This window comes from Azospira restricta, from assembly GCF_016858125.1.
Lineage (GTDB): Bacteria > Pseudomonadota > Gammaproteobacteria > Burkholderiales > Rhodocyclaceae > Proximibacter > Proximibacter restrictus.
On sequence record NZ_CP064781.1, the window covers coordinates 1,083,293 to 1,103,776 of the forward strand.

A 20,484-nucleotide genomic window follows, 5' to 3' on the forward strand; every position below is an offset into this window, starting at 1 on the left:
GGTCACGACGCCGAGGGCGTCTTGCCGCTGCGCATGGCCATCGACTTGCGGTAGGCGGCGACGCTCGCCAGGATGCCGAGCCGCTCGTCCGGCGGCAGCCGGAAGCGGCGGAAGAGGCCCTCGACGACGAACATCGCGCCGACCAGCGGCCAGGTCAGCAGGTTGGCGAAGGCCGACCAGACGGCCATCGGTGCGAAGCAGAAGAGCGCCACCGAGGTCGCCACGACGACGGCGAAGAAGGACGTCCAGGCGACCGTCACCTGCCGCGTGTAGCGCGCGAGGCGCGGGCTGACGCGCTCGTGCGCGAGGCTGGCGAAGTGCGTGCACAGCGGCTCGCGGCCGCGCAGCAGCGACTGGCCGAAGAACAGTCCGAGCGCGCTGTTGATGCCGACGTGCTGGGCGAAATAGACGGCGGCGACGTTCTCCTGCAGCGTCGGCCAGACGGCGGCGGCGACCATCGCCGCCGCCGCCGCGTAGAACCAGGGAATCAGCCCGCCGACGGCGCTGCGCAGCATGCCGAAGCCGATCACCGCCGGCGGCGCCACCGCGAGCAGCACCGCCCAGTGGGCGTTGTTCGGCAGCAGGCTGGTGTAGTGGGCGAGGACGGCATAGGCGACGACCAGGCCGCCGCCGAGCAGGACGACGAAGGGATGGCGCCGGCCGTCGTTCATTTCGTCCGCTGGGCGGCGACGTGCGCCGCGAGCGTGCGCAGCGAGGTGAAGATCTTCACGTTGTCCTCGTTGTCCGCCTTCAGCTGGAAGCCGTAGCGCTTGGAGACGACCAGCGCCACTTCGAGGATGTCGATCGAGTCGAGGCCGAGGCCGTCGCCGAACAGCGGTGCGTCCGCTTCGATCTCGTCCGGCGTCATCTCCAGGTTGAGCGCGGAGACGATGATCTCGGCGATTTCCTTCTGCAGCGCGTCGAAGTCGGGAGTCGGGGCTTGGGTCATGACGGGTGTTTCCAGGGAAAGAGGTCAGCGGCAGGCGCGCGGCGAACGGAATGCGAGCACCGCGTTGCTGCCGCCGAAGGCGAAGGAATTGGACAGTGCGGCGCGCGCGCCGGTGCCGGCGAGCGCCTCGCCGGCGAGGTGGCGGACACCCTGGCAGTCGGCGTCAATGGCGTCGAGGTGCGCGGTCGGCGGCAGCGTGTCGTATTGCAGCGCGAGCACGGTGACCAGCGCCTCGATCGCGCCGGCGGCGCCCATCAGGTGCCCGTGCGTCGATTTCGTCGCGCTCACCGGCAGCGTCGCCGCACGTTCGCCGAACAGCGTCTTCAGCGCCGCAATCTCGGTCGGGTCGCCCTCGCGCGTCGCCGTGCCGTGCGCGTTGATGTAGTCGATCTCGTCCGGGGCGAGGCCGGCGTCGGCGAGTGCCAGCCGCATCGCGCGCACCTGGCCGGCGGCGTCCGGCTTGACCAGGTGGCTGTGGTCGCAGGTCGCGCCGTAGCCGGCGAGCTCGCCGAGGATGGTCGCGCCGCGGGCGACGGCGTGCTCCCACTCCTCCAGCACCAGCGCCGCGGCGCCTTCGCCGAGCACCAGCCCGGCGCGGTCGGCGCTGAACGGGCGGCAGGCGCGATACGCCGTCTCGGCGTTGCCCGGCGCCAGCACGCGCAGGTTTTCCCAGGCGCGGACGACGCCGTAGGCGAGCGGCGCGTCGCAGCCGCCGGTCAGCATCAGCGTCGCCTCGCCGTCGCGGATGCGGCGGTAGCCCTCGCCGATCGCGGCGGCGGCCGAGGCGCAGGCGACGGTGTAGCTGAGGCAGGAATTGCCGAGCCCGAGCTGCATCGCGATGTGCGCCGAGGCGGCGTTGTTCATGCCGAGGACGACGGCCAGCGGCGACAGGCGCTCGCGGCCGTGCTGCCAGAGGTCGCGGTAGCCGCGCTCGTAGGCCAGCGTGCCGCCGAGCGCGGTGCCCCACGAGACGCCGAAGGCGTCGAAGTCGTACCGGCCGGCCTTGCTGTCGTCGCGGGCGAAGCCGGCGTGCGCCCAGGCCGTGAAGGCGGCGGCCATGCCCAGCTGGCTGAAGCGGTCCATGGTGCCGGCGAGCGGCTTGCCGAGCGCGGCGTCGGGGTCGAAGTCGGTGCAGCGCACGGCCGGCAGCGACAGCGCGCGCGGCTTGTCGTCGGTGGCGTAGTGGCGGACGCAGGACTCGCCGCGGACGATGCGCGCGAAGAAGTCGGCGGTGTCGCCGCCGAACGGGCTGACCAGACCGAGGCCGGTGATCGCGACGCGGCGCTTCACGACTCAGGCCGCCGCCGGGGCCTGCAGCTGCTCGACGATGGCGATCAGCTCGCCGACCGTCTTTGGCGTCGCGATGTCGTTGGACAGGCTGACGTTGAGCTTCTCCTCGAACTCGAAGAGCAGTTCGAGCAGCATCAGCGAGTCGATGCCGAGTTGCTCGAGCGTGGCGTCCGGGGTGATGCTGGCGTGTTCGAGGCCGAGGCGGTCCTTGAGGAAGTCGCGAATGACGGAAAGGGTGTCCATGGCGGTCGGTGTCCGAGGCGGCGGGCGGCGTTCGTCGCCGGCAGAATGAAACCCCCCATTTTAGCAGAGTGCGAGGTTTTGCAGGCGTCCGGCGGCGGTCAGCGGCGCTGCTGCTCCCGCTTGCGCGCGGCCGGCGCGATCAGCTGCGTCTCGATGATCTCGGCCGGCACCGGCTTCGCGAACAGGTAGCCCTGCAGCGCGTCGCAGCCGAGGCTGACCAGCACGTCGCGCTGGATGATCGTTTCCACGCCCTCGGCGATGACCTTCATGCGCAGGCTGTGGGCGAGCGCGATGATGCCGGTGACGATGGAGACGGTGTCGGCGTCGTCCGGGATGTCCTCGATGAACGAGCGGTCGATCTTCAGGTTGTCGGCGGGCAGGTGTTTCAGGTAGGCGAGCGAGGAGTAGCCGGTGCCGAAGTCGTCGATCGACAGACGGACGCCGAGGCTGCGCAGCTCGTCGAGGATGCCGATCGGCTCGCGGGCGCGCTCCATCAGCACGCTTTCGGTGATCTCGATGACCAGCGCCGCCGGCGGCAGGCCGCTGTCCTCGAGTGCGCTGAGCACGACCTCGCGCAGGTTCGGCTGCTCCATCTGCTTCGCCGACAGGTTTACCGCGACGTAGAAGTCGGCGAGGCCCGAGTCGAGCCAGGCTTTCGCCTGCATGCAGGCGCGTCGCAGCACGTGCTCGCCGAGCGGCAGGATGAGTCCTGTCTCCTCGGCCAGCGGGATGAACTCGGCGGGGGTGACGAGGCCGCGCTCGGGGTGCAGCCAGCGCACCAGCGCCTCGACGCCGGCGACCTTGCCGTTGATGGCGTCGATCACCGGCTGGTAGAAGACGCTGATCTCGTCGCGCTCCAGCCCGCGGCGCAGCGCGTTCTCGGTTTTCAGGCGGTCGGCCAGCACTGCTTCCATTTCCGCCTCGTAGTAGCAGAAGCCGCTGCCGTTCTGCTTGGCGCGGTACATCGCGGTGTCGGCGTGGCGCAGCAGGGTGCTGACGTCCGGGCCGTCGGCCGGATAGACCGAGATGCCGATGCTGGTGGTGACGACGATCTCGTGGCCGTTGATCACCAGCGGCGCCGAGATCGTGCGGCAGATGTTCTGCGCGACGCTGGCGGCGACGCCGGTGTTCGGCAGCTGGTCGAGGAGGACGGTGAATTCGTCGCCGCCGAGGCGGGCGACGCAGTCGTCGGCACGCACGCAGCCCTTCAGCCGCTGCGCCATCGTTACCAGCAGCTGGTCGCCGGCCTCGTGGCCGAGCGTGTCGTTGATGTACTTGAAGCGGTCGAGGTCGAGGAAGAGCACCGCCAGCTGGCTGCCGTCGGCGGCGGCACGCCCGATCGCCTGGCTCAGGTGGTCGACGAACAGCATGCGGTTGGGCAGACCGGTCAGCGAATCGTTGTAGGCGAGGTGGCGGACGTGGCGCTCGGCGCGGTTGGCGTCGATCACCCGGCGCACGCGCTGGTTGACCACCGACAGGTGGATCGGCTTCGGGATGAAGTCGCTGGCGCCGGCGTCGAAGGCACGCTCGATCGACTGCCTGTCCTCGAGCGCGGTGATCATCAGCACCGGGATGTCCTTCAGGCGCGGGTGCTGCTTCAGCGCCCGGCAGGCCGCGAAACCGTCCATCACCGGCATCATCGCGTCCATCAGGATCACGTCGGCGGCGGACGCTTCCAGCCAGCGCAGCGCCGCCGCGCCGTCGCCGGTCTCCTCGACGCGGAAGCCGGAGAGGCGCAGCGCGTGGCGCAGCGCCGAACGCGTGCTGCGGTCGTCGTCGACCACCAGCACCACCGCCGCGTCGTCATGCGGCGCCGGCAGCGTCGGCTGGTGCTGCTCGCCGAGCTCGGCCATCAGCACCGGTTCGGCCATCGCGAATTCGGTGCGCAGGCGCAACAGCAGCTCGCCGGTATCGGTCAGCGCGCCGGCCTCGGCGCGCAGTTCCAGCTCGCGGGCGACGTCGGCCATCGCCGAGACGCCGAGGTTGCCGGCAGCGCCCTTGATCACATGCGCCACCTGGCGCACCGTTGCCGCATTGCCGTTGCCGACGGCGCCGTCGAGCTGCACCAGGTAGCGCGGCACGTCCTCGAGGAAGGGGCGGATCGCCTCGCCGATCGAGTCGCCGAGGATGTCGCGCAGGCGGCCGAAGGCGGCCAAGTCGATCGGCGGTGCGGGTTCCTGCGCGACGGGCTTGTCGGCCGTGCCGGCGGCGGCCGGCAGCGGCGTCGGTCGCCAGTGCAGCCAGCGCTCCAGCTGCGCGGCCAGCGTGTCCAGCGTCAACGGCTTCGGCAGGTGGCCGTCCATGCCGGCGGCGAGGCAGCGCTCGACGTCGGCCGGTTGGGTGTTGGCGGTCATCGCGATGATCGGCACGTGCCGGCCACTGCCTTCCTCGAGCTGGCGGATGCGGGCGCAGGCCTCGAAGCCGTCCATTTCCGGCATCGAACAGTCCATCAGGATCAGGTCCCAGTCGCCGGCCTGCCAGGCGGCGACCGCTTCGCTGCCGTTCTCGGCGATGCCGCTCCAGCAGCCGAGGACGTTGAGCATGCCGACGGCCACGCGCTGGTTGGTGCGGTTGTCTTCGGCGATCAGGATGTGGCTGGTGCGCGGCGTCGACGCTGTCGCCGCCGGCGCCGGCAGCGGCAGCGTCGCGCCGACCGTGCACGGCAGCGTGAACCAGAAGTGGCTGCCCTGGTTCGGCGCGCTGACGACGCCGATCTCGCCGCCAAGCAGGCCGACGATCTGCTTGCTGATCGCCAGGCCGAGGCCGCTGCCGCCGTAGCGGCGGGTGGTCGAGGTGTCGGCCTGGGTGAAGGAATCGAAGATCGCCGCCTGGTGTTCGCTGGCGATGCCGATGCCGGTGTCGCGCACGCCGAAGCGCAGGCTGCGGCCGTTGTCGACGCGCTCGATGGTCAGCGTCACCGAGCCGCGCTCGGTGAACTTGATCGCGTTGCCGAGCAGGTTGGTCAGCACCTGGCGGATGCGCGCCGGGTCGCTGTGCAGCACCGGCGGCACGTCGGCGGCGACCAGCGCGCTGAGCTCGACGTTCTTGCCGGCGGCCTGCGGCTGGAAGGCGGCGGTGATGCTGTCGACCAGCGGACGGATCTCGAAGTCGCGGCCGTCGGCTTCCAGCCGGCCGGCCTCCAGGCGCGAGAAGTCGAGGATGTTGTTGATCAGTTCGAGCAGGTACTGCGAGGAGTCCCAGGCGAGGTCGAGCAGCTCGCGCTGCTCGACGCCCATCTTGCCGACCTTGAGCATGTCCAGCGTGCCGATCACGCCGTTCAGCGGCGTGCGGATCTCGTGGCTGACGGTCGCCGCGAAATCGGCCTTCAGCTGCGCGAAGCGCAGCGCGCTGTCGCGCGCCGCGCGCAGCTCCTGCTCGCGCTGCTCGAGCGCTTCCAGCATGCCGTTGAAGGCGTGCGCCATCTCGGCCACGTCGCGCGGGCCGGAGAGGTCGGCGCGCAGCCCGCTCTCGCCGCGTTCGGCGCGCGCCATCGTTTCCGACAGCGCCGCCAGCGGCCGCGTCAGGCGGCGGGCGAGCAGGCGCAGCGCGAACAGGAAGAGGACGGAGAAGGCCAGCCCGGCGGTGAAGTTGACGGCGAAGACCTCGTGCACCAGCCGGGTCAGCGTCGCCTTGCTCTGGTCGATGCGCACGAAGCCGAGCAGCACCCGCTTGCGCTCGGTGGTCTCGAACGGCGAGTCCTGCCCGGACACCGTCCATACCGGCGCGACGAAGCGCCAGCCGTCGGCGTCCTCGTGCTCGAGGTAGGCCTCGTCGGTGACCTGCATCGGGCGACGGCCACGCTCGTCGGCGCGCGCCGCCGGCGCGCCGCGTTCGAGCAGCAGCCGGCCGTCGGCGTGGAGGATCTCGATGCGCTCGACGTCGGGGAAGGTCGCCGTCGCGGCGAGCGCCTCGGCGACGTTCTCGGTCGAGCCGAAGATCAGCGCCAGCCGGCTCTGCGCCGCCAGGTTCTGTGCGATGCGCGTGCCCTCCTGCAGCTTGTCGGCGTGCAGCAGACGGCCGCCCTGCCAGGAGGTGGCCAGCGCCGCGAGCAGCGACGTGCAGAGCACGCCGGAGGCGGCGAGCACCGTCAGCTGGTGACGGAAGGGTGATTTCTTGAAGCGGAGAAGCTGGCGGCTGATCCAGTCCATGGCGCGTTATTGTTCCGGAAACAGCAGGTCGAAGCTGCGCTGCTGCAGGATGGGAAGGCTGAGGCCGAGGTGACTGGCGGTACGCGTGTTGAACGCGGTCAGCACGTCGCGCAACGGCTGCGTGCCGCGCGGTGCCGGCGCACCGGCGACGACGCCGAGGGCCGAGGCAGCGAGGGCGCGGCCGAGTTCGACGTTGTTCGGGTAGAGGGCGAACAGCGCGCCGCGGCGGACGTGCGCGACGTTGCTCGAGAAGACGACCAGCCCCTTGCTCCACGATTCCTGCAGGACCAGCGGCAGTACCGTCGATTCGTCGACGGTGGCGTTGTCCTGCGGCAGCCAGACGGCGTCGCGGCGCGGGTCGGCGGCGGCGAGGACGTTCTGGTAGAGGGCGACGGCGCGCTTCAGGTCGGCCGCCTCCTGCGCCACCAGTTCGATCCCCTGTGCGCGCGCGGCCTCGTGCGCGAGCCGGATCAACCACTCGTTCTGGCGCGGGTCGTAGACGACGAAGACGCGCTGCGTGCGTGGCGCGATCGTCTTCAGCCGCGCGAAGAGCAGCGCCGGGTCCGGCGCCAGGCTGAGCACCGTGCCGCCGCGCGTGTCGGCCTCCGACGCCGAGATGACGCCGCCGACGACGACGCCGATGCCTTTGTCGAGGCCGCTGGCCGCCTTCAATCCGTTGCGGCCGAGCGCGATCACCACCTGGATGTCCTGCCGGCGCAGTTCGCCGGCCAGCTCCTGCGCATTGAAGCTGCCGCCGACGGCGTAGCTGGCGACCTTGTTCCGGGTCCTGTCCTCGATGCCTTCGATGATCTTGGCGAAGACGCTGCGGTAGGGTTCGCCGATGTCGGGGTAGAGGACCGCGATCGGGCCGCCACCGCTGCCGGCAGCGGCGAGGCGGATCACTCCGCCCGAGCGGTCGGCGACCGCGAGCAGCTGCGCGCCCGAGCGCTCCCTGCCGCCGTCGGCCGGCGGCGGCAAGGCTTCCGTTTCCGGTTGCCGCGCCAGTCCGGCGATCTTCCGCGCGGCAGCCGCGGGTGACGCCAGCTCCGCCTCGGCACGGCTCGCCGTCGCCGGCGCAGCGCCGGCCGAATAGGCGGCGGCGAGCAGCAGCGGCAGCAGGGGGCGGAAGGACTTCGTCATAAGTCGATTATAGGGTGGTATGCCGTTTTGATGGCGGCGGATGACCCGTCGTCTCAGAAGCGGTAGCCGGCCTGCGCAAGGAAGGTGCGTCCGGGCAAGGGGAAGTCGTACGGAAGCGCGACGAACGGCATTCCCCAGGGGCTGGGCTCGCGTGCGTCGGCGTTGAACAGGTTGCGTACAGAGACGGCGATGTCCCACTTGTCGCGGCCGCGCAGGGTACGTACGGTCAGGTCGACGGTGGCGTAATCGTCGATCTCCGGGCGCGTGTCGCCGGCGGCGCGCTTGCGGTCGGCGACCCAGTTGACCTGGGCGTTGGCCTGCCAGCCGGGGGTGAAACGCCAGTCGGCGCGCAGGTAGACGCGGTGGCGCGGCGCGAGCCCGGCATCCTCGCCGGATGCTTCGTCTGTCGAGCGCTGCAGGCTGTAGTTGCCGGCCAGGCGGAGGTTCTTTGTGGCGTCCCAGGCGGCCTCGAACTCGAGGCCTCTGCCTTTCTGCTCGCCGGTGTTGTTGTACGTGGTGCCGACCAGCTGGATGATGTCGCGCATCTCGTAATGGAAGACATTGACGCTCAACTGCATGCGCTCGGTCGGCAGCCACGACACGGCCGCCTCCAGCGTCTTCATCCGTTCCGGTTTGAGATTCGGGTTGCCGATCTGCACCGGGTTGTTGATGTTGAATTTTTCGGTGAACGACGGTGCGCGGAAGGCGGTGCCGTAGAGCACCTTCGCCGTCAGGTTGTAGGCGGCCTCCCAGGCCAGCGCCAGGCGCGGGTTGGTGGTGCCGCCGAAATCGTCGTAGCGGTCGTGGCGCAGGCCGGCGGTCAGCGTCCAGTCCTTGGCGAAGCTCCACTCGTCCTGAACGAACGCGTAGCGGACAATGCGGCTGTGCGGGCGGAGGAAGGGAGCGGTGTCGGAGACGTCGGTGACGTCGGCGACGGAGCCGGTGCCGATCGGCGAGAAATCCGGATTGAAGTTCTTGCTTTCCCGCGTCTTGTAGATTTCCGCCTTTTCCGTGCCGGCGCCGAGCCGGATGCGGTGGTCGGCGATGCCGGTGTAGAAGGCCGAGGCGTTGAAACGGCCGTGCCGTTCCCACTTGTAGGGGTTGCCGATCATGCCGTCGGTGAAGACCGGGGACACCGGAGTGAATCTGAAGCCGGCGGGGAACAGCGTCAGGTCGGAGAATTCCTTGTAGTGCATGAAGCTGGCCTGCGCCGTGACCTCCCAGTGGCGCGCGAAGTCCTTGTTCAGGTAGGTCAGGTCGGAGGTGATCCGCTGGCTGTAGCTGCTTCCCGTCGGGTCGAGCGCCGAGGCGACGCCGGTGCCCGAACCGACGTTGTCGCGCTCCTTGTAGCCGACGCGGAAGCGCCACTTGTCGTAGGCGAGGTCGAGCTGGCCGTCGATTGCCTTGCGGCCGACATCGATCGGGCCGGGGGCGTGCGAGGCGCTGGTGCCTGCGGTTCTGTCCCATCCGCTCTGCGCGTCGGCGCGCACCGTCCGCCGCTGGCCGTCGGTGGTGCCGGCGCGGAAGTAGGCGGCGACTTCGAGTCCGCCCCGCTTGCCGCCGTGCAGCACCCAGGCGTCGCCGGTCTTGAAGTTGCCGGCGCGCACGCCGATCTCGGTTCCGCCGATGTCGGCGGCGGTCTTGGTGATGATGTTGATGACGCCGGCAAAGGCGTCGGCGCCGTACGCGGCCGACCCCGGTCCGCGGATCACCTCGATGCGCGCGATGTTGTCGACCGGCATGCCGCCCCAGACGTTGCCGCGATTGCCGGAGAAGACGCTGGAGAGCGGGATGCCGTTCTCCAGCATCAGCACCTGCGGATTGGCGTCGCGGTGCACGCCGCGGATCACGTAGATCGGCCCGTTGGTCTGCGTCGAGCGGGCGACGTGCAGGCCCGGAACCGTCTCCAGCACCTCGTCGAGGTCGCTGGCGCCGATGGCGGCGATGTCCTCGGCGGTGATCACCGTTGCCACCGCCGGCGCGCGGTGAACCGGCACGCGCGAGCCGGTGGCGATGGTGACGAAGGACTTGTCGCCGTAGGCCATCGCCAGATCCTCCTCTTCGGCGAGCTGCGCCATCGCATTGGGCGCCTGCAGCGCGAGCGCGGACGCCAGCGCCAGCGTGCGGTAGCCGATGTGCTTCATTTTCTCCCCCACTGTTGCTTGTATTGGTTGTTGCGCTTGCCGAAGAGTAATCCAAAAACGCCGCGGTGCATCATTTGTCATTTATCTGACCCAGGACCGCCGGGGAACGCCCGCGTAGTCGATGCCCGAGCATGGCAGCGGAAACAGCCCGCCCTCCATCTTCCCGGCGGCCTCGATGAAGCACGGCGGCATGCCGGCGAGGAAGGACGGGAACATGAACAGGTAGAACTCGCGCGGCGACATCCCGAGGTCGGCGCCGAAGGCGGAGACGACCGCGCCGTAGTTCATGCGCAGGTTGCGGCCGCTGGCGAGCAGGTGCTGCTCGACCGCGAAGGCGAGCGCGAGGTGTGGCCCGTCGGCGAGGCCGAGCGTGCCGGCGAGCGCCATGATCGGCGCGATGCGCTCGTCGGCGTTGACCAGCGGCCGGCCGTAGCCGGCGATCCGGCCGTAGGTCGCCATCTCCCGGCGCAGGCAGTCGGCCAGCTCGCCGCCGGCGTCGAGGGCGCGGCGGGTGGCGAGGAAGAAGCTGATCGCCTGGACTTCGTTGCCGCGACCATAGATGTGCGCCTCGGACACCGCCAGCGCCGCCGCCAGGCCGAGGTTGCCGGTGCTGCGCGCGCTGCCGGCGAGCGCCGCGATGCGGTTGTTCCAGATGCGGGCGTCGGGGTAGCTGGTGGTGGTCCACAGCGCGTGCATCAGGCGCAGTTGTTCGGCAGTGAAGCGGCGGCCGGTGATGCCGAAGACGTAGAGCTCGATCCAGTCCATGTCCTTCAGCTCGGCGTGCAGGTCGTGGCCGCGGAAGATCACGTGGCTGCCGGGGAAGAAGGCGCCCATCCGCGTCTTCAGCCGGCCGACGGCGGCCTGCAGCGATTGCGGGCCGTTCATCGCGCAGCCTCGCCGCCGGCGTCCGCCAGATCGGCGGCGAAGAACGGGAACTGCTTGTGGCCGTAGGCCTTCTGCTCGAGCGCGTGCGCCGCGGCGCCGGGCAGGCGCAGCAGCAAGTGGACCATCTCTCCCTGTTCCGGGCTGAAGCCGAGGTCGGCGAAGGCGGCGGCGGCGACGCCGGCGAGCGCCAGCGGCCGGCTGGCGGCGGCCTCCAGCGCCGCGCGCTGCTCCGCCAGCCAGCGCAGGCGCTCGCCGGCGGGATTGGCGGCCAGGCAGGCGAGCGTCTGGCGCACCGGCGTCGCCGTCCCGACGCCATGCGGGTCGAAGCCCGGCGGGTGTTCCGGCGTCGGCCAGATCGACGCGGTTTCGGCGGCCGGTGCGGAGAGCTGGGCGCGCCAGGCGGCGAGGTCGGTGCCGCAGGCGACCCAGGCCTGCATCGCGAGGAACACCTCGCGGCCGCCGGCCAGCTGCCCGGCGCCGACCGCCAGCGCGGCAATCAGGCAGGCGGCGGCAGTCGAGCCGCCGACGCCGCCGCACATCGCCGCGTGCACCGCGGCGTCGCGCGGGCCGGGGTTGGCCAGCGCCACCGCCAGCGTCTCCAGCAGCTCGGCGGCCGCCGGCGGCGGCGCCTCGCCGCGGAACAGCAGGTAGAGCATCTCGCTCCAGCGCGCGCGGCCGAGCATCTCGCCGTAGACGTCGTAGCCGTGGCAGTAGGCGGCGCGCGCGGCGAAGGGGTTGTCCGCCTCCGCCTCCTCGCGCCAGATGCGGGTACGGATCGCGGCCTGCGCTTCGTCGCTCATGGCGCAGTCCCCAGGGCCTTCATGCGCAGGTCGATCGGCGGCACCTCGTCGCCGTCGATGCGCACGTCGAGCAGCGTCGGGCCGCGGCGGGCGACGATCGCCGCCATGTCGAGGGCGTCGAAATCCTCCGGTGCGCGGATGATGTGGCCGGGAATCCCCATCGCCTCGGCCTGCAGCCGGAAGTCGACGGCCGGCAGCTGGAAGGCGATCGGCTCGGCGCCGGCGAGCCGCTGGCCGTGCTTGACCATGCCCAGCGCGCTGTCGTTGAGGACCACGAAGACGACGCCGAGGCCTTCGGCGGCGGCCACCGAAATCTCCTGGCCGTTCATCAGGTAGCTGCCGTCGCCGGTGATGCACACCACCGGGCAGTCCGGGTTGGCGCGGGCGGTGCCGATCGCGGCGCCGATCGCCCAGCCCATCGGCGCGAACTCCATCAGCACGCGCAGCCAGCCGGCGTCGCCGCGGCGGCGCCGCTCGGGATGGCAGGCGGCGGCATCGTGCCGGGGGCTTTCCCGGCGGTCGTGCGGCTGCAGGTAGTGGATCGCCCAGGCGGCGCTGTTGCCGGCATCGGCGAGGAAGCGCGTGCTCGGCGGGAAGCGCCGCGACAGCTCGCGCATCAGCCGCTGCGGCTTGATCGGCGTCGCCCCGGAAACGAACTTGGCCTCGTCGCGCAGCAGGGACGCCGGTTTCTCCGGTGCACTTCGCGCTGCCGGCGCCGTCGCCGCCAGCAGCCCGGCCAGCCGTTCGCACACCGCGCGGATGTTACCGCGGACGTGCAGCCGGGCCATCGGCGAGCGCAGCAGATGGTCCTCGGAGGCGTCGATGTGCACCAGCCGCCGGTTGAGCAGCGTCGGTGACCAGGCGCCGCTGGTCCATTCGCCGAGGCTGGTGCCGATCGCCAGGATCAGGTCGGGGTCGTCGCGCAGCAGCGCGTCGGCGCAGTCGTGGCCGGCGAAGCCGAAGACGCCGTGGTAGAGGGGATGGCGCACGTTGACCAGCCCCTTGCCATCGGGCGAGGTGACGAAGGGCGAGCCGGTCATTTCCGCCAGGCGGAGGATGGCGTCGGTCGCTTCGCCGCAGCTGTGGCCGCCGCCGACGAGGATGACCATCCGCCGCGCCTGCCGGATCTCGGCGAGCAGTGCCTGCACCTGGGTTTCGTCGAGCAGCGCGGCGCGCTGCAGCAGCGCGCCGAGGTTGGCGCTCGGCACGGTGTCGGCGAGCGGCGCGCGCAGGATGTCCACCGGGATCGACAGGTGGACCGGGCCGTGCGGCGCAGTGGCGGCGCGCATCAGCGCATTGAGCAGCTTGCGTTCGATCTGTGCCGCGTGCGAGACGAGGGTGTCGTAGCGCGTGCAGTGGCGGAACATGCCCAGCGTGTTCACGCCGGTGCAGGCCGACTCCTGCAGCGCCTTGTGGCCGAACGACGGCAGCGCCGGCTGGCCGGTGATCGCCAGCAGGGGGATGCCGTTGTCGTAGGCGCAGGCGATTCCGGTAAGCAGGTTGGTCGCGCCCGGGCCGGAGGTGGCGCAGCAGACGCCGATCTTGCCGCTTTCGCGGGCATAGCCGTCGGCCATGAAGGCGGCGCCGCTCTCATGCCGCGCCAGCACCGGCCGCGGCCCGCCGCGCCGGCTGCTGCGCGCCAGCGCGTTGTACAGCGGCTCGATGGCGCCGCCGGGAACGCCGAAGACGTACTCGATGCCGAGCCGTTCAAGGTAGGCGACGATGAGGTCGGCGACTTGCGGCGGCGCGACGGCGGCCGGCGCACCGATACCCGCGGCGGGAGGCGCACCGGCGAACGCGAGGTCGGACGTGGACATTGAGCGAACTCCCCGAAGTGGCGTGGGCGATACAGGGGTGAGTCACAATTCTGAACGGCGCTGGCGATGTTACTACCATCTGGCAAGCTTTCGGCGATCCGCTCCGGCAAATGTCGAAGAGATCGTAGTGGTCGTGCGAAAACTGTTGGGGGTGCTTGCGGGTGCGGGGGCGGAAACGAAAACGGCCTCCATCGCTGGAGGCCGCTGTCGGCAATCTGGTGGGTTGTGTAGGGATCGAACCTACGACCTACGGATTAAGAGTCCGCTGCTCTACCAACTGAGCTAACAACCCGCCGCGTTCGTGGTTCGGGGGAGTGGTAGGCCGTGCTGGATTCGAACCAGCGACCAACGGATTAAAAGTCCGCTGCTCTACCAACTGAGCTAACGACCCGTCGCCCGAAAAAACGCGAGCGCGGATTATAGGCGGGGCGCCAATTGGCTGTCAAATCGCCGCGCCGTCCTCCGCCTCAGCCGTCGTTCATCAGTTTCCAGTACTCGTACTTGAGCATCGCCGCGGCGCCGGCGACGATCGCGGCGGCGGTCAGCAGCGAGCCGAGTGCCAGCGTCGATACGCCGGTGATCCCCTGGCCGATCGTGCAGCCCATCGCGGTGACGCCGCCGAAGCCCATCAGCGCGCCGCCGGCGAGGTGGCGGACGAGGTCGGGAATGTCGCGGAAGCCTTCCCAGCGGAAGTTGCGCGTGGCGAGCGCCCACGCCGCCGAGCCGGCGACGACGCCGAGCGCCAGCGCGACGCCGAAGGACAACTTGCGGCCGCTGTCCGACCACAGCAGCAAGAGGTCCAGCGTATAGGCCTGCGGCGCGACGAAGGACAGCGACTCCATGCGCCCGCTGTTGGTGGCGACGAAGGCTTCCTGCAGCGTTTCCGGGTCCTCGGCGAGGTAGCCGAGATGGCCGCTGACGTACCAGCCGGCGACGACGATGGTGCCGACCGCGACGCCGCCGAGCACGTTGTCGAAGGTGAGGAAGTCGCGGCGCAGCAGGCAGAAGGCGAGCAGGCCGCCGCCGATCGCCAGCGCGCAGGCGGCGAGCGCGGTGCCCGGCGCGACGCCGGCGGCGGCGAGCAGCGCCGGCAGGTCCTGGCCGCCGGGAAGCGGCAGCGCGACCCGGTCGAGCGTGTTCACGCGCAGCACGCCGAGCACGCCGCGCAGCGTCATGTAGGCGGTGAGGCCGAGCACCAGCGAGACCACCAGCGACTTCAGGTTGCCGGCGCCGACGCGGGTCAGCGTGCGCGCGCCGCAGCCCGACGCCAGCACCATGCCGGCGCCGAAGAGCAGGCCGCCGACCAGGTGCGACAGCCAGGGCAGGCTCTGCCCGCGGTAGATCGTCTTGTTCAGGTCGATCAGCCCGGCGCCGTGCAGCGCGGCGCTGCCGAGGACGGCGACGGCGATCGCCAGCAGCCACATGCGCGCGCGGCTCCAGTCCTCCATGTTGATGACGTCGGCGACGGCGCCCATGGTGCAGAAGTGGGTCTTCTGGCTGAGCGCGCCGAAGGCGGCGCCGAGCGCGAAGGCGAGGACGAGGATGGCGGTGGCGCTCATCGGTAGCGGGTCGGGTCGGCGACGCCGGCGGCGGCGAAGCCCTCGCGGCGCAGCCGGCAGGAGTCGCAGACGCCGCAGGCGCGGCCGTCGTCGTCGGCCTGGTAGCAGGACACGGTGAGGCCGTAGTCGACGCCGAGCGCGGCGCCGCGGCGGATGATGTCGGCCTTCGGCAGGTCGATCAGCGGCGCGTGGATGGCGAGCCTCTGCCCTTCGACGCCGGCCTTGGTGGCGAGGTTGGCCATCGCCTCGAAGGCGGCGATGTATTCCGGGCGGCAGTCCGGGTAGCCGGAGTAGTCGACGGCATTGACGCCGACGAAGATGGCGCGGGCGCCGAGCACCTCGGCCCAGGCCAGCGCCAGCGACAGCATGATGGTGTTGCGCGCCGGCACGTAGGTGACCGGGATGCCCGGCTGCACGCCGGCGACCGGCACGTCGATCGCCGTGTCGGTCAGCGCCGAGCCACCGAACTGCGCGAGGTCGAGCTTCAGCACGCGGTGCTCGACGGCGCCCAGCGCCGCGGCGACGCGCGCGGCGGCGGCGAGCTCGGCGCGGTGGCGCTGGCCGTAGTCGAAGGACAGGCAGTGGCAGGCGAAGCCGGCGGCGCCGGCGATCGCCAGCGTCGTCGCCGAGTCGAGCCCGCCGGAGAGGAGAACGATGGCTTTCTGCGTCATGGGGTGGCGACTATACCTTGGTTTTCCCTTGGAGTGCGGCGCTATCTGCTTGTTCCTGCGCTACAATCCGCCCTTTGCGCGGCCGCCGCGCCGCACCCCACCGACCATGCTTCCCGGAGGATCTTCCCGATGCGACTGACCGCCCTCGCCGCTTCGCTGCTGCTCGCCACTTCCGCGCACGTCGCGCACGCCGCCGACAAGGTCAAGGTTGGCTTCCTGTCGACGCTGTCCGGGCCCGGCGCCGGCCTCGGCGTCGACATCCGCGACGGCTTCAACCTCGCGGTCAAGCAGCTCAACGGCAAGCTCGGCAACCTGCCGGCCGAGGTGCTGATCGCCGACGACCAGCAGAAGCCGGACGTGGCCAAGGCCGAGGCCGAGAAGTTCCTGAAGAAGGAGAAGGTCGACTTCATGACCGGCATCGTCTTCTCCAACCTGATGCTGGCGGTCGGCCCGCAGGTCTTCGACAGCAAGACCTTCTTCATCTCGGCCAACGCCGGCCCGTCGCAGCTCGCCGGCGAGCAGTGCAGCCCGTATTTCTTCAACGTCGCCTGGCAGAACGACAACCTGCACGAGGCGATGGGCAAGCACGTGCAGGACAAGGGTTTCCGCAACGTCGTCATCGTCACGCCGAACTACCCCGGCGGCAAGGACGCGGTCACCGGCTTCAAGCGCTACTACCAGGGCAAGGCCGAGGAGATCTACACCAAGCTCGGCCAGCTCGACTACGCCGCCGAGCTGGCGCAGATCCGCGCGCTGAAGCCGGATGCGCTGTTCTTCTTCCTGCCCGGTGGCATGGGCATCAACTTCGTCAAGCAGTTCGTCGGCGCCGGCCTGTCGAAGGACATCCAGCTCTTCGCCCCCGGCTTCTCCGCCGACGAGGACGTGATCAAGGCCGTCGGCGCGCCGATGCTCGGCATGTTCAACTCCTCGCACTGGGCGCACGATTTCGACAACGCCGAGAACAAGCGCTTCGTCGCCGCCTTCGAGAAGGAATACGGCCGCCTGCCGTCGCTCTATGCGTCGCAGGGCTACGACGCGGCGCTGCTGATCGACGCCGCGGTGCGCGACGTGAAGGGCAAGCTCGACGACAAGGCGGCGCTGCAGAAGGCGCTGGAGGCCAAGCGCTTCAAGTCGGTGCGCGGCGACTTCAGGTTCAACAGCAACCACTATCCGGTGCAGAACTACGTGCTGCGCGTGATCGGCAAGGATGCGCAGGGCCGCGTCACCAACAAGACGATGGGGACGATCTTCGCCAATCACGCCGATGCCTATGTGTCGCAGTGCAAGATGAAGTAAACGGAGCACGCTTGCGCTGGACTTCGTTGCGAGGTTGGCAGATTAGGGCCGGCGGCACCTTGCCGTACTCGAGTACTGTCCGCGGCGCCGCCGACCTTGCCGCCTCGCCAGCGCTTCGCCTTGTCGGCGGTGCGTGCTGAACGTCTGCTGAAATGACCCAACTGATCCTCGAACAGGCCCTCAACGGCCTCCAGTTCGGCCTCATGCTCTTCCTGCTGGCGGCCGGGCTGACGCTCGTCTTCGGCATCATGGACATGATCAACCTGGCGCACGGCTCGCTGTACATGGTCGGCGCCTACCTGGCGGCGGCCGCGGCCGCAGCCTCGGGCTCGTTCGTCGTCGGCGTGCTGGCGGCGGTGGCCGGCACCGCGGCGGTCGGCGCGCTGCTCGAAGTGACGGTGCTGCGCCGGCTCTACGCGCGCGACCATCTGGCGCAGGTGCTCGCCACCTTCGCGCTGATCCTGATCGCCAACGAGGCGGTGCGCTGGGTCTGGGGCGACCAGCCGGTGCTGCTCAACGCGCCGGAGGCGCTCGCCGGCCCGGTCGAGGTCGCTGGCTTCAGCTACCCGGCCTACCGCTTGCTGATCATCGCCGTCGGCGTCGCCGTCGCGCTGCTCCTCTACGTGGTCGTCGCGAAGACGCGCGTCGGCATGTGGGTGCGCGCCGGCGCGTCGAACCGCGAGATGACCGAGGCGCTGGGCGTGAACGTGAGGCGCCTGTTCACGCTCGTCTTCGCCGCCGGCGCCGGCCTCTGCGCGCTCGCCGGCGCGCTGCTCGGGCCGCTCTTGGCGGTGCAGGTGGGGATGGGCGAGAGCATCCTGATCCTCGCCTTCGTCGTCATCGTCATCGGCGGCATCGGCTCGATCCGCGGCGCGCTGGTCGGCAGCCTGCTGGTCGGCGTCGTCGACACGCTCGGCCGGGCGCTGCTGCCCTGGCTGCTGCGCGGCTTCCTGCCGGCGGAAACCGCGTCCACGCTCGGCCCGGCGCTGGCGGCGATCCTCATCTACCTGCTGATGGCGGCGATCCTGTTCTGGAAGCCGGCCGGGCTCTTCCCGGCGCGCGGCTGATGGCGGGCGGCGACATGAAATCGGCGCTGTACCGGCAGAGCGCGCGCCGCCGCGGGCTGGCGCTCGCCGCGCTGCTGGCGCTGGCGGCGCTGCCGCCGCTCCTGCAGGCGCTCGGCCAGGACTTCTACGTCAGCGTCGCGGCGCGCATCCTGATCTTCGCGCTGGCGGCGACCAGCCTCAACTTCATCGTCGGCTTCGGCGGCCTGGTCGCCTTCGGCCATGCCGCGTTCTTCGGCGCCGGCGCCTACGCGGTGGCGATCCTCGCCGAGCGCGGCGTCACCGCGGCCGTCGTCGCCTGGCCGGCGGCGGCCGCGCTGGCCGGCGTGCTGGCGTTGCTCATCGGCGCGATCAGCCTGCGCACGCGCGGCGTCTACTTCATCATGATCACGCTCGCCTTCGCGCAGATGATCTACTACCTGTTCATCTCGCTGAAGGCCTGGGGCGGCGACGACGGCCTGCCGCTGCCGGCGCGCTCGACCTTCGGGCCGCTCGACCTGAAGGACGACGCGGTCTTCTACTGGGTCGCGCTGGCCTGCCTCGCCGCCGCGCTGTTCGTGCTCGACCGCATCGCGCACGCGCGCTTCGGCCGCGTGCTGCAGGGCATCCGCGAGAACGAGTCGCGCATGGCGGCGCTCGGCTATCCGGTTGCCGCCTACCAGCTCGCCTGCTTCGTCATCGGCGGCACGCTGGCCGGGCTGGCCGGCGCGCTGATCGCCAACCACAGCCTGCTGGCCAGTCCGAACCTGCTGCACTGGACGCAGTCCGGCACGCTGCTGGTGATGGTCATCGTCGGCGGCGTCGGCACGCTCTACGGCGGCTTCGCCGGCGCACTGACGCTGCTGCTGCTCGAAGAGCTGCTGACCGGCGTCACCGTGCACTGGCATGCGGCGCTCGGCCTCTTGCTGCTGGTCGTCGTCTTCCGCGCGCCGCGCGGCGTCGCCGCCTGGCTGCACGGGCTGTTCGCGCGCGGAGCGGCGAAATGAGCAACGAAGCGAACGGCGGCCTGCTCGCAGTCGCCGGCGTCAGCCGCCATTTCGGCGGCGTGCACGCCCTCTCCGGCGTCTCGCTCGCCGTCGCCGAAGGCGAGGTGCATGCGCTGATCGGCCCCAACGGCGCCGGCAAGACGACGCTGATCCACCAGCTGTCCGGCGCGCAGACGCCGGACGCCGGGACGATCCGCTTCGCCGGCGAGGACGTCACGCGGCTGCCGATGCACGCCCGCGTCGCGCGCGGCATCGCCCGCTCCTGGCAGGTGACCAACGTCTTCGCGCGTCTCACGGCGCTCGACAACGTTGCGCTGGCGGTGCAGGGGCGGCAGCGCGACTGGGGCGGCAGCTTCCGCTTCTGGGCGCCGGTGGACAAGGAGCGGGCGATCGTCGACGAGGCGGCGACGTGGCTCGCCGAGGTCGGCCTTGCCGGTCGCGAATCGACCGTCGCCGGCAGCCTCGCGCATGGCGAGCAGCGCCAGCTCGAACTGGCGCTGGCGCTGGCGACGAAGCCGCGGCTGCTGCTGCTCGATGAGCCGATGGCCGGCATGGGTCCGGAGGAGTCGGAACGCGTCGTCGCGCTGATCGAGCACCTCGGGCGCAAGGTCACGCTGCTGCTGGTCGAGCATGACATGGATGCGGTCTTCCGGCTGGCCGACCGCATCTCGGTGCTGGTCGGCGGCCGGCTGATCTGCACCGGCCTGCCCGACGAGGTGCGCGCGCATCCGGAGGTGAGGAAGGCCTATCTCGGCGAGGAGATGGCATGAGCGCGCTGCTCGAAATCCGCGGCCTCGAAGTCGCCTATGGACAGAGCCAAGTGCTCTTCGGGATCGACCTGACGCTGGCCGAAGGGGAGGTGGCGACGCTGCTCGGGCGCAACGGCATGGGCAAGTCGACGACGCTGCGCGCGCTGTGCGGGCTGTCGCCGGCACCGGCCGGCATCCTCGCCGGCGCGATCCGCTTCGCCGGCGAGGAGATCGCCGGCCGCCCGCCGGACCGCATCGGCCGCGGCGGTATCGCGCTGGTGCCGGAGGGGCGGCAGATCTTCGCGAACCTTTCGGTGCGCGAGAACCTCGTCGCCTTCGCCGCGAACCGGCGGGGCGTCGCCGAGCCGTGGACGCTCGACCGCGTCTTCGAACTCTTCCCGCGGCTCGCCGAGCGCCAGCAGAACATGGGCAACCAGCTCTCCGGCGGCGAGCAGCAGATGCTGGCGATCGGCCGCGCCTTGATGACCAACCCGCGCCTGCTGATCCTCGACGAGGCGACCGAGGGACTGGCGCCGCTGGTGCGCGAGGAGATCTGGCAGTGCCTGGCGCGGCTGCGCGCGGCCGGGCAGACGACGCTGGTGGTGGACAAGTACGTCGAGCGGCTGATCGCGCTCGCCGATCGGCACACCATCGTCGAGCGCGGCCGCGTCGTCTGGCAGGGAAGTTCCGCGGAACTGGACGCCGACCACGGCGTCTGGCACCGCTACCTGGGGGTCTAGTTC

Annotated in this window: 17 protein-coding genes and 2 tRNA genes; 5 read left to right on the top strand and 14 right to left on the bottom strand. The window is 70.6% G+C overall.

Translation table 11 applies throughout. From position 1 onward, the window contains the following. Positions 1-2: 2 nt before the first annotated feature. From IWH25_RS05250 to queC, 14 genes are all read right to left on the bottom strand, one after another. Positions 3-671, bottom strand: a complete 669-nt coding sequence (locus tag IWH25_RS05250; protein ID WP_203388283.1) for a COG4648 family protein — start codon at positions 669-671, stop codon at positions 3-5. Continuing rightward, entirely contained in the window at positions 668-949 is a 282-nt protein-coding gene (locus IWH25_RS05255; protein ID WP_203388284.1) for a phosphopantetheine-binding protein, read from the bottom strand. The genes IWH25_RS05250 and IWH25_RS05255 overlap by 4 nt, the downstream gene beginning before the upstream one ends. Before the next feature lie 24 nt (positions 950-973). Beyond that, positions 974-2,239, bottom strand: a complete 1,266-nt coding sequence (locus IWH25_RS05260; protein ID WP_203388285.1) for a beta-ketoacyl-[acyl-carrier-protein] synthase family protein — start codon at positions 2,237-2,239, stop codon at positions 974-976. Between the two features lie 3 nt (positions 2,240-2,242). Further along, positions 2,243-2,482, bottom strand: a complete 240-nt coding sequence (locus tag IWH25_RS05265; RefSeq protein ID WP_203388286.1) for an acyl carrier protein — start codon at positions 2,480-2,482, stop codon at positions 2,243-2,245. Between the two features lie 98 nt (positions 2,483-2,580). Then, positions 2,581-6,630, bottom strand: a complete 4,050-nt coding sequence (locus tag IWH25_RS05270) for an EAL domain-containing protein (protein WP_203388287.1) — start codon at positions 6,628-6,630, stop codon at positions 2,581-2,583. Between the two features lie 6 nt (positions 6,631-6,636). Further along, positions 6,637-7,770, bottom strand: coding sequence for an ABC transporter substrate binding protein (locus IWH25_RS05275; protein WP_203388288.1), 1,134 nt, complete (start codon positions 7,768-7,770; stop codon positions 6,637-6,639). A gap of 53 nt (positions 7,771-7,823) precedes the next feature. Next, positions 7,824-9,914, bottom strand: a complete 2,091-nt coding sequence (locus IWH25_RS05280) for a TonB-dependent receptor plug domain-containing protein (protein WP_203388289.1) — start codon at positions 9,912-9,914, stop codon at positions 7,824-7,826. 81 nt (positions 9,915-9,995) lie between these two features. Further along, entirely contained in the window at positions 9,996-10,799 is an 804-nt protein-coding gene (locus IWH25_RS05285) for a citrate synthase family protein (RefSeq protein WP_203388290.1), read from the bottom strand. After that, positions 10,796-11,599 (bottom strand): citrate synthase family protein, encoded by an 804-nt coding sequence (locus IWH25_RS05290; protein ID WP_203388291.1) that lies wholly within the window; start codon positions 11,597-11,599, stop codon positions 10,796-10,798. The genes IWH25_RS05285 and IWH25_RS05290 overlap by 4 nt, the downstream gene beginning before the upstream one ends. Continuing rightward, on the bottom strand, positions 11,596-13,416 hold the full coding sequence (locus IWH25_RS05295) for a thiamine pyrophosphate-binding protein (RefSeq protein WP_203388292.1): 1,821 nt from the start codon (positions 13,414-13,416) through the stop codon (positions 11,596-11,598). Before IWH25_RS05295 ends, IWH25_RS05290 begins: the two co-directional genes overlap by 4 nt. Positions 13,417-13,632: 216 nt before the next feature. After that, positions 13,633-13,708 (bottom strand) — tRNA-Lys (locus IWH25_RS05300). Between the two features lie 23 nt (positions 13,709-13,731). After that, positions 13,732-13,807 (bottom strand) — tRNA-Lys (locus IWH25_RS05305). A 76-nt stretch (positions 13,808-13,883) separates the two neighbouring features. Then, complete coding sequence (locus IWH25_RS05310) at positions 13,884-14,975, bottom strand: YeeE/YedE family protein (protein WP_203388293.1); 1,092 nt, start codon at positions 14,973-14,975, stop codon at positions 13,884-13,886. Further along, positions 14,972-15,646: a 7-cyano-7-deazaguanine synthase QueC gene (gene queC / locus IWH25_RS05315; protein ID WP_203388294.1), complete on the bottom strand. Its 675-nt coding sequence runs from the start codon at positions 15,644-15,646 to the stop codon at positions 14,972-14,974. Before queC ends, IWH25_RS05310 begins: the two co-directional genes overlap by 4 nt. A gap of 129 nt (positions 15,647-15,775) precedes the next feature. On the opposite strand from queC, the gene IWH25_RS05320 reads away from it, so the two are divergent. The 5 genes from IWH25_RS05320 (at position 15,776) to IWH25_RS05340 (ending at position 20,481) form a co-directional block, all read left to right on the top strand. Continuing rightward, complete coding sequence (locus tag IWH25_RS05320; protein WP_203388295.1) at positions 15,776-16,942, top strand: ABC transporter substrate-binding protein; 1,167 nt, start codon at positions 15,776-15,778, stop codon at positions 16,940-16,942. 152 nt (positions 16,943-17,094) lie between these two features. After that, entirely contained in the window at positions 17,095-18,009 is a 915-nt protein-coding gene (locus IWH25_RS05325) for a branched-chain amino acid ABC transporter permease (RefSeq protein WP_203388296.1), read from the top strand. A 14-nt stretch (positions 18,010-18,023) separates the two neighbouring features. Beyond that, positions 18,024-18,992 carry a branched-chain amino acid ABC transporter permease gene (locus IWH25_RS05330; protein ID WP_203388297.1) on the top strand — a complete coding sequence of 323 codons (969 nt, stop codon included), beginning with the start codon at positions 18,024-18,026 and terminating at the stop codon, positions 18,990-18,992. After that, entirely contained in the window at positions 18,989-19,762 is a 774-nt protein-coding gene (locus IWH25_RS05335; protein ID WP_203388298.1) for an ABC transporter ATP-binding protein, read from the top strand. The genes IWH25_RS05330 and IWH25_RS05335 overlap by 4 nt, the downstream gene beginning before the upstream one ends. Beyond that, positions 19,759-20,481 carry an ABC transporter ATP-binding protein gene (locus IWH25_RS05340; RefSeq protein ID WP_203388299.1) on the top strand — a complete coding sequence of 241 codons (723 nt, stop codon included), beginning with the start codon at positions 19,759-19,761 and terminating at the stop codon, positions 20,479-20,481. The genes IWH25_RS05335 and IWH25_RS05340 overlap by 4 nt, the downstream gene beginning before the upstream one ends. Positions 20,482-20,484 lie beyond the last annotated feature (3 nt).

What these genes read in the sequence shown, in the direction of transcription:
- IWH25_RS05325 (WP_203388296.1), top strand. Translation starts at nt 17,095, where the DNA reads ATGACCCAACTGATCCTCGAACAGGCCCTCAACGGCCTCCAGTTCGGC.
- IWH25_RS05310 (WP_203388293.1), bottom strand. Translation starts at nt 14,975, where the DNA reads ATGAGCGCCACCGCCATCCTCGTCCTCGCCTTCGCGCTCGGCGCCGCC.
- IWH25_RS05330 (WP_203388297.1), top strand. Translation starts at nt 18,024, where the DNA reads ATGAAATCGGCGCTGTACCGGCAGAGCGCGCGCCGCCGCGGGCTGGCG.
- IWH25_RS05280 (WP_203388289.1), bottom strand. Translation starts at nt 9,914, where the DNA reads ATGAAGCACATCGGCTACCGCACGCTGGCGCTGGCGTCCGCGCTCGCG.
- IWH25_RS05335 (WP_203388298.1), top strand. Translation starts at nt 18,989, where the DNA reads ATGAGCAACGAAGCGAACGGCGGCCTGCTCGCAGTCGCCGGCGTCAGC.
- IWH25_RS05285 (WP_203388290.1), bottom strand. Translation starts at nt 10,799, where the DNA reads ATGAACGGCCCGCAATCGCTGCAGGCCGCCGTCGGCCGGCTGAAGACG.
- IWH25_RS05250 (WP_203388283.1), bottom strand. Translation starts at nt 671, where the DNA reads ATGAACGACGGCCGGCGCCATCCCTTCGTCGTCCTGCTCGGCGGCGGC.
- IWH25_RS05295 (WP_203388292.1), bottom strand. Translation starts at nt 13,416, where the DNA reads ATGTCCACGTCCGACCTCGCGTTCGCCGGTGCGCCTCCCGCCGCGGGT.
- IWH25_RS05320 (WP_203388295.1), top strand. Translation starts at nt 15,776, where the DNA reads ATGCGACTGACCGCCCTCGCCGCTTCGCTGCTGCTCGCCACTTCCGCG.
- queC (WP_203388294.1), bottom strand. Translation starts at nt 15,646, where the DNA reads ATGACGCAGAAAGCCATCGTTCTCCTCTCCGGCGGGCTCGACTCGGCG.
- IWH25_RS05340 (WP_203388299.1), top strand. Translation starts at nt 19,759, where the DNA reads ATGAGCGCGCTGCTCGAAATCCGCGGCCTCGAAGTCGCCTATGGACAG.
- IWH25_RS05290 (WP_203388291.1), bottom strand. Translation starts at nt 11,599, where the DNA reads ATGAGCGACGAAGCGCAGGCCGCGATCCGTACCCGCATCTGGCGCGAG.
- IWH25_RS05275 (WP_203388288.1), bottom strand. Translation starts at nt 7,770, where the DNA reads ATGACGAAGTCCTTCCGCCCCCTGCTGCCGCTGCTGCTCGCCGCCGCC.
- IWH25_RS05270 (WP_203388287.1), bottom strand. Translation starts at nt 6,630, where the DNA reads ATGGACTGGATCAGCCGCCAGCTTCTCCGCTTCAAGAAATCACCCTTC.
- IWH25_RS05255 (WP_203388284.1), bottom strand. Translation starts at nt 949, where the DNA reads ATGACCCAAGCCCCGACTCCCGACTTCGACGCGCTGCAGAAGGAAATC.
- IWH25_RS05265 (WP_203388286.1), bottom strand. Translation starts at nt 2,482, where the DNA reads ATGGACACCCTTTCCGTCATTCGCGACTTCCTCAAGGACCGCCTCGGC.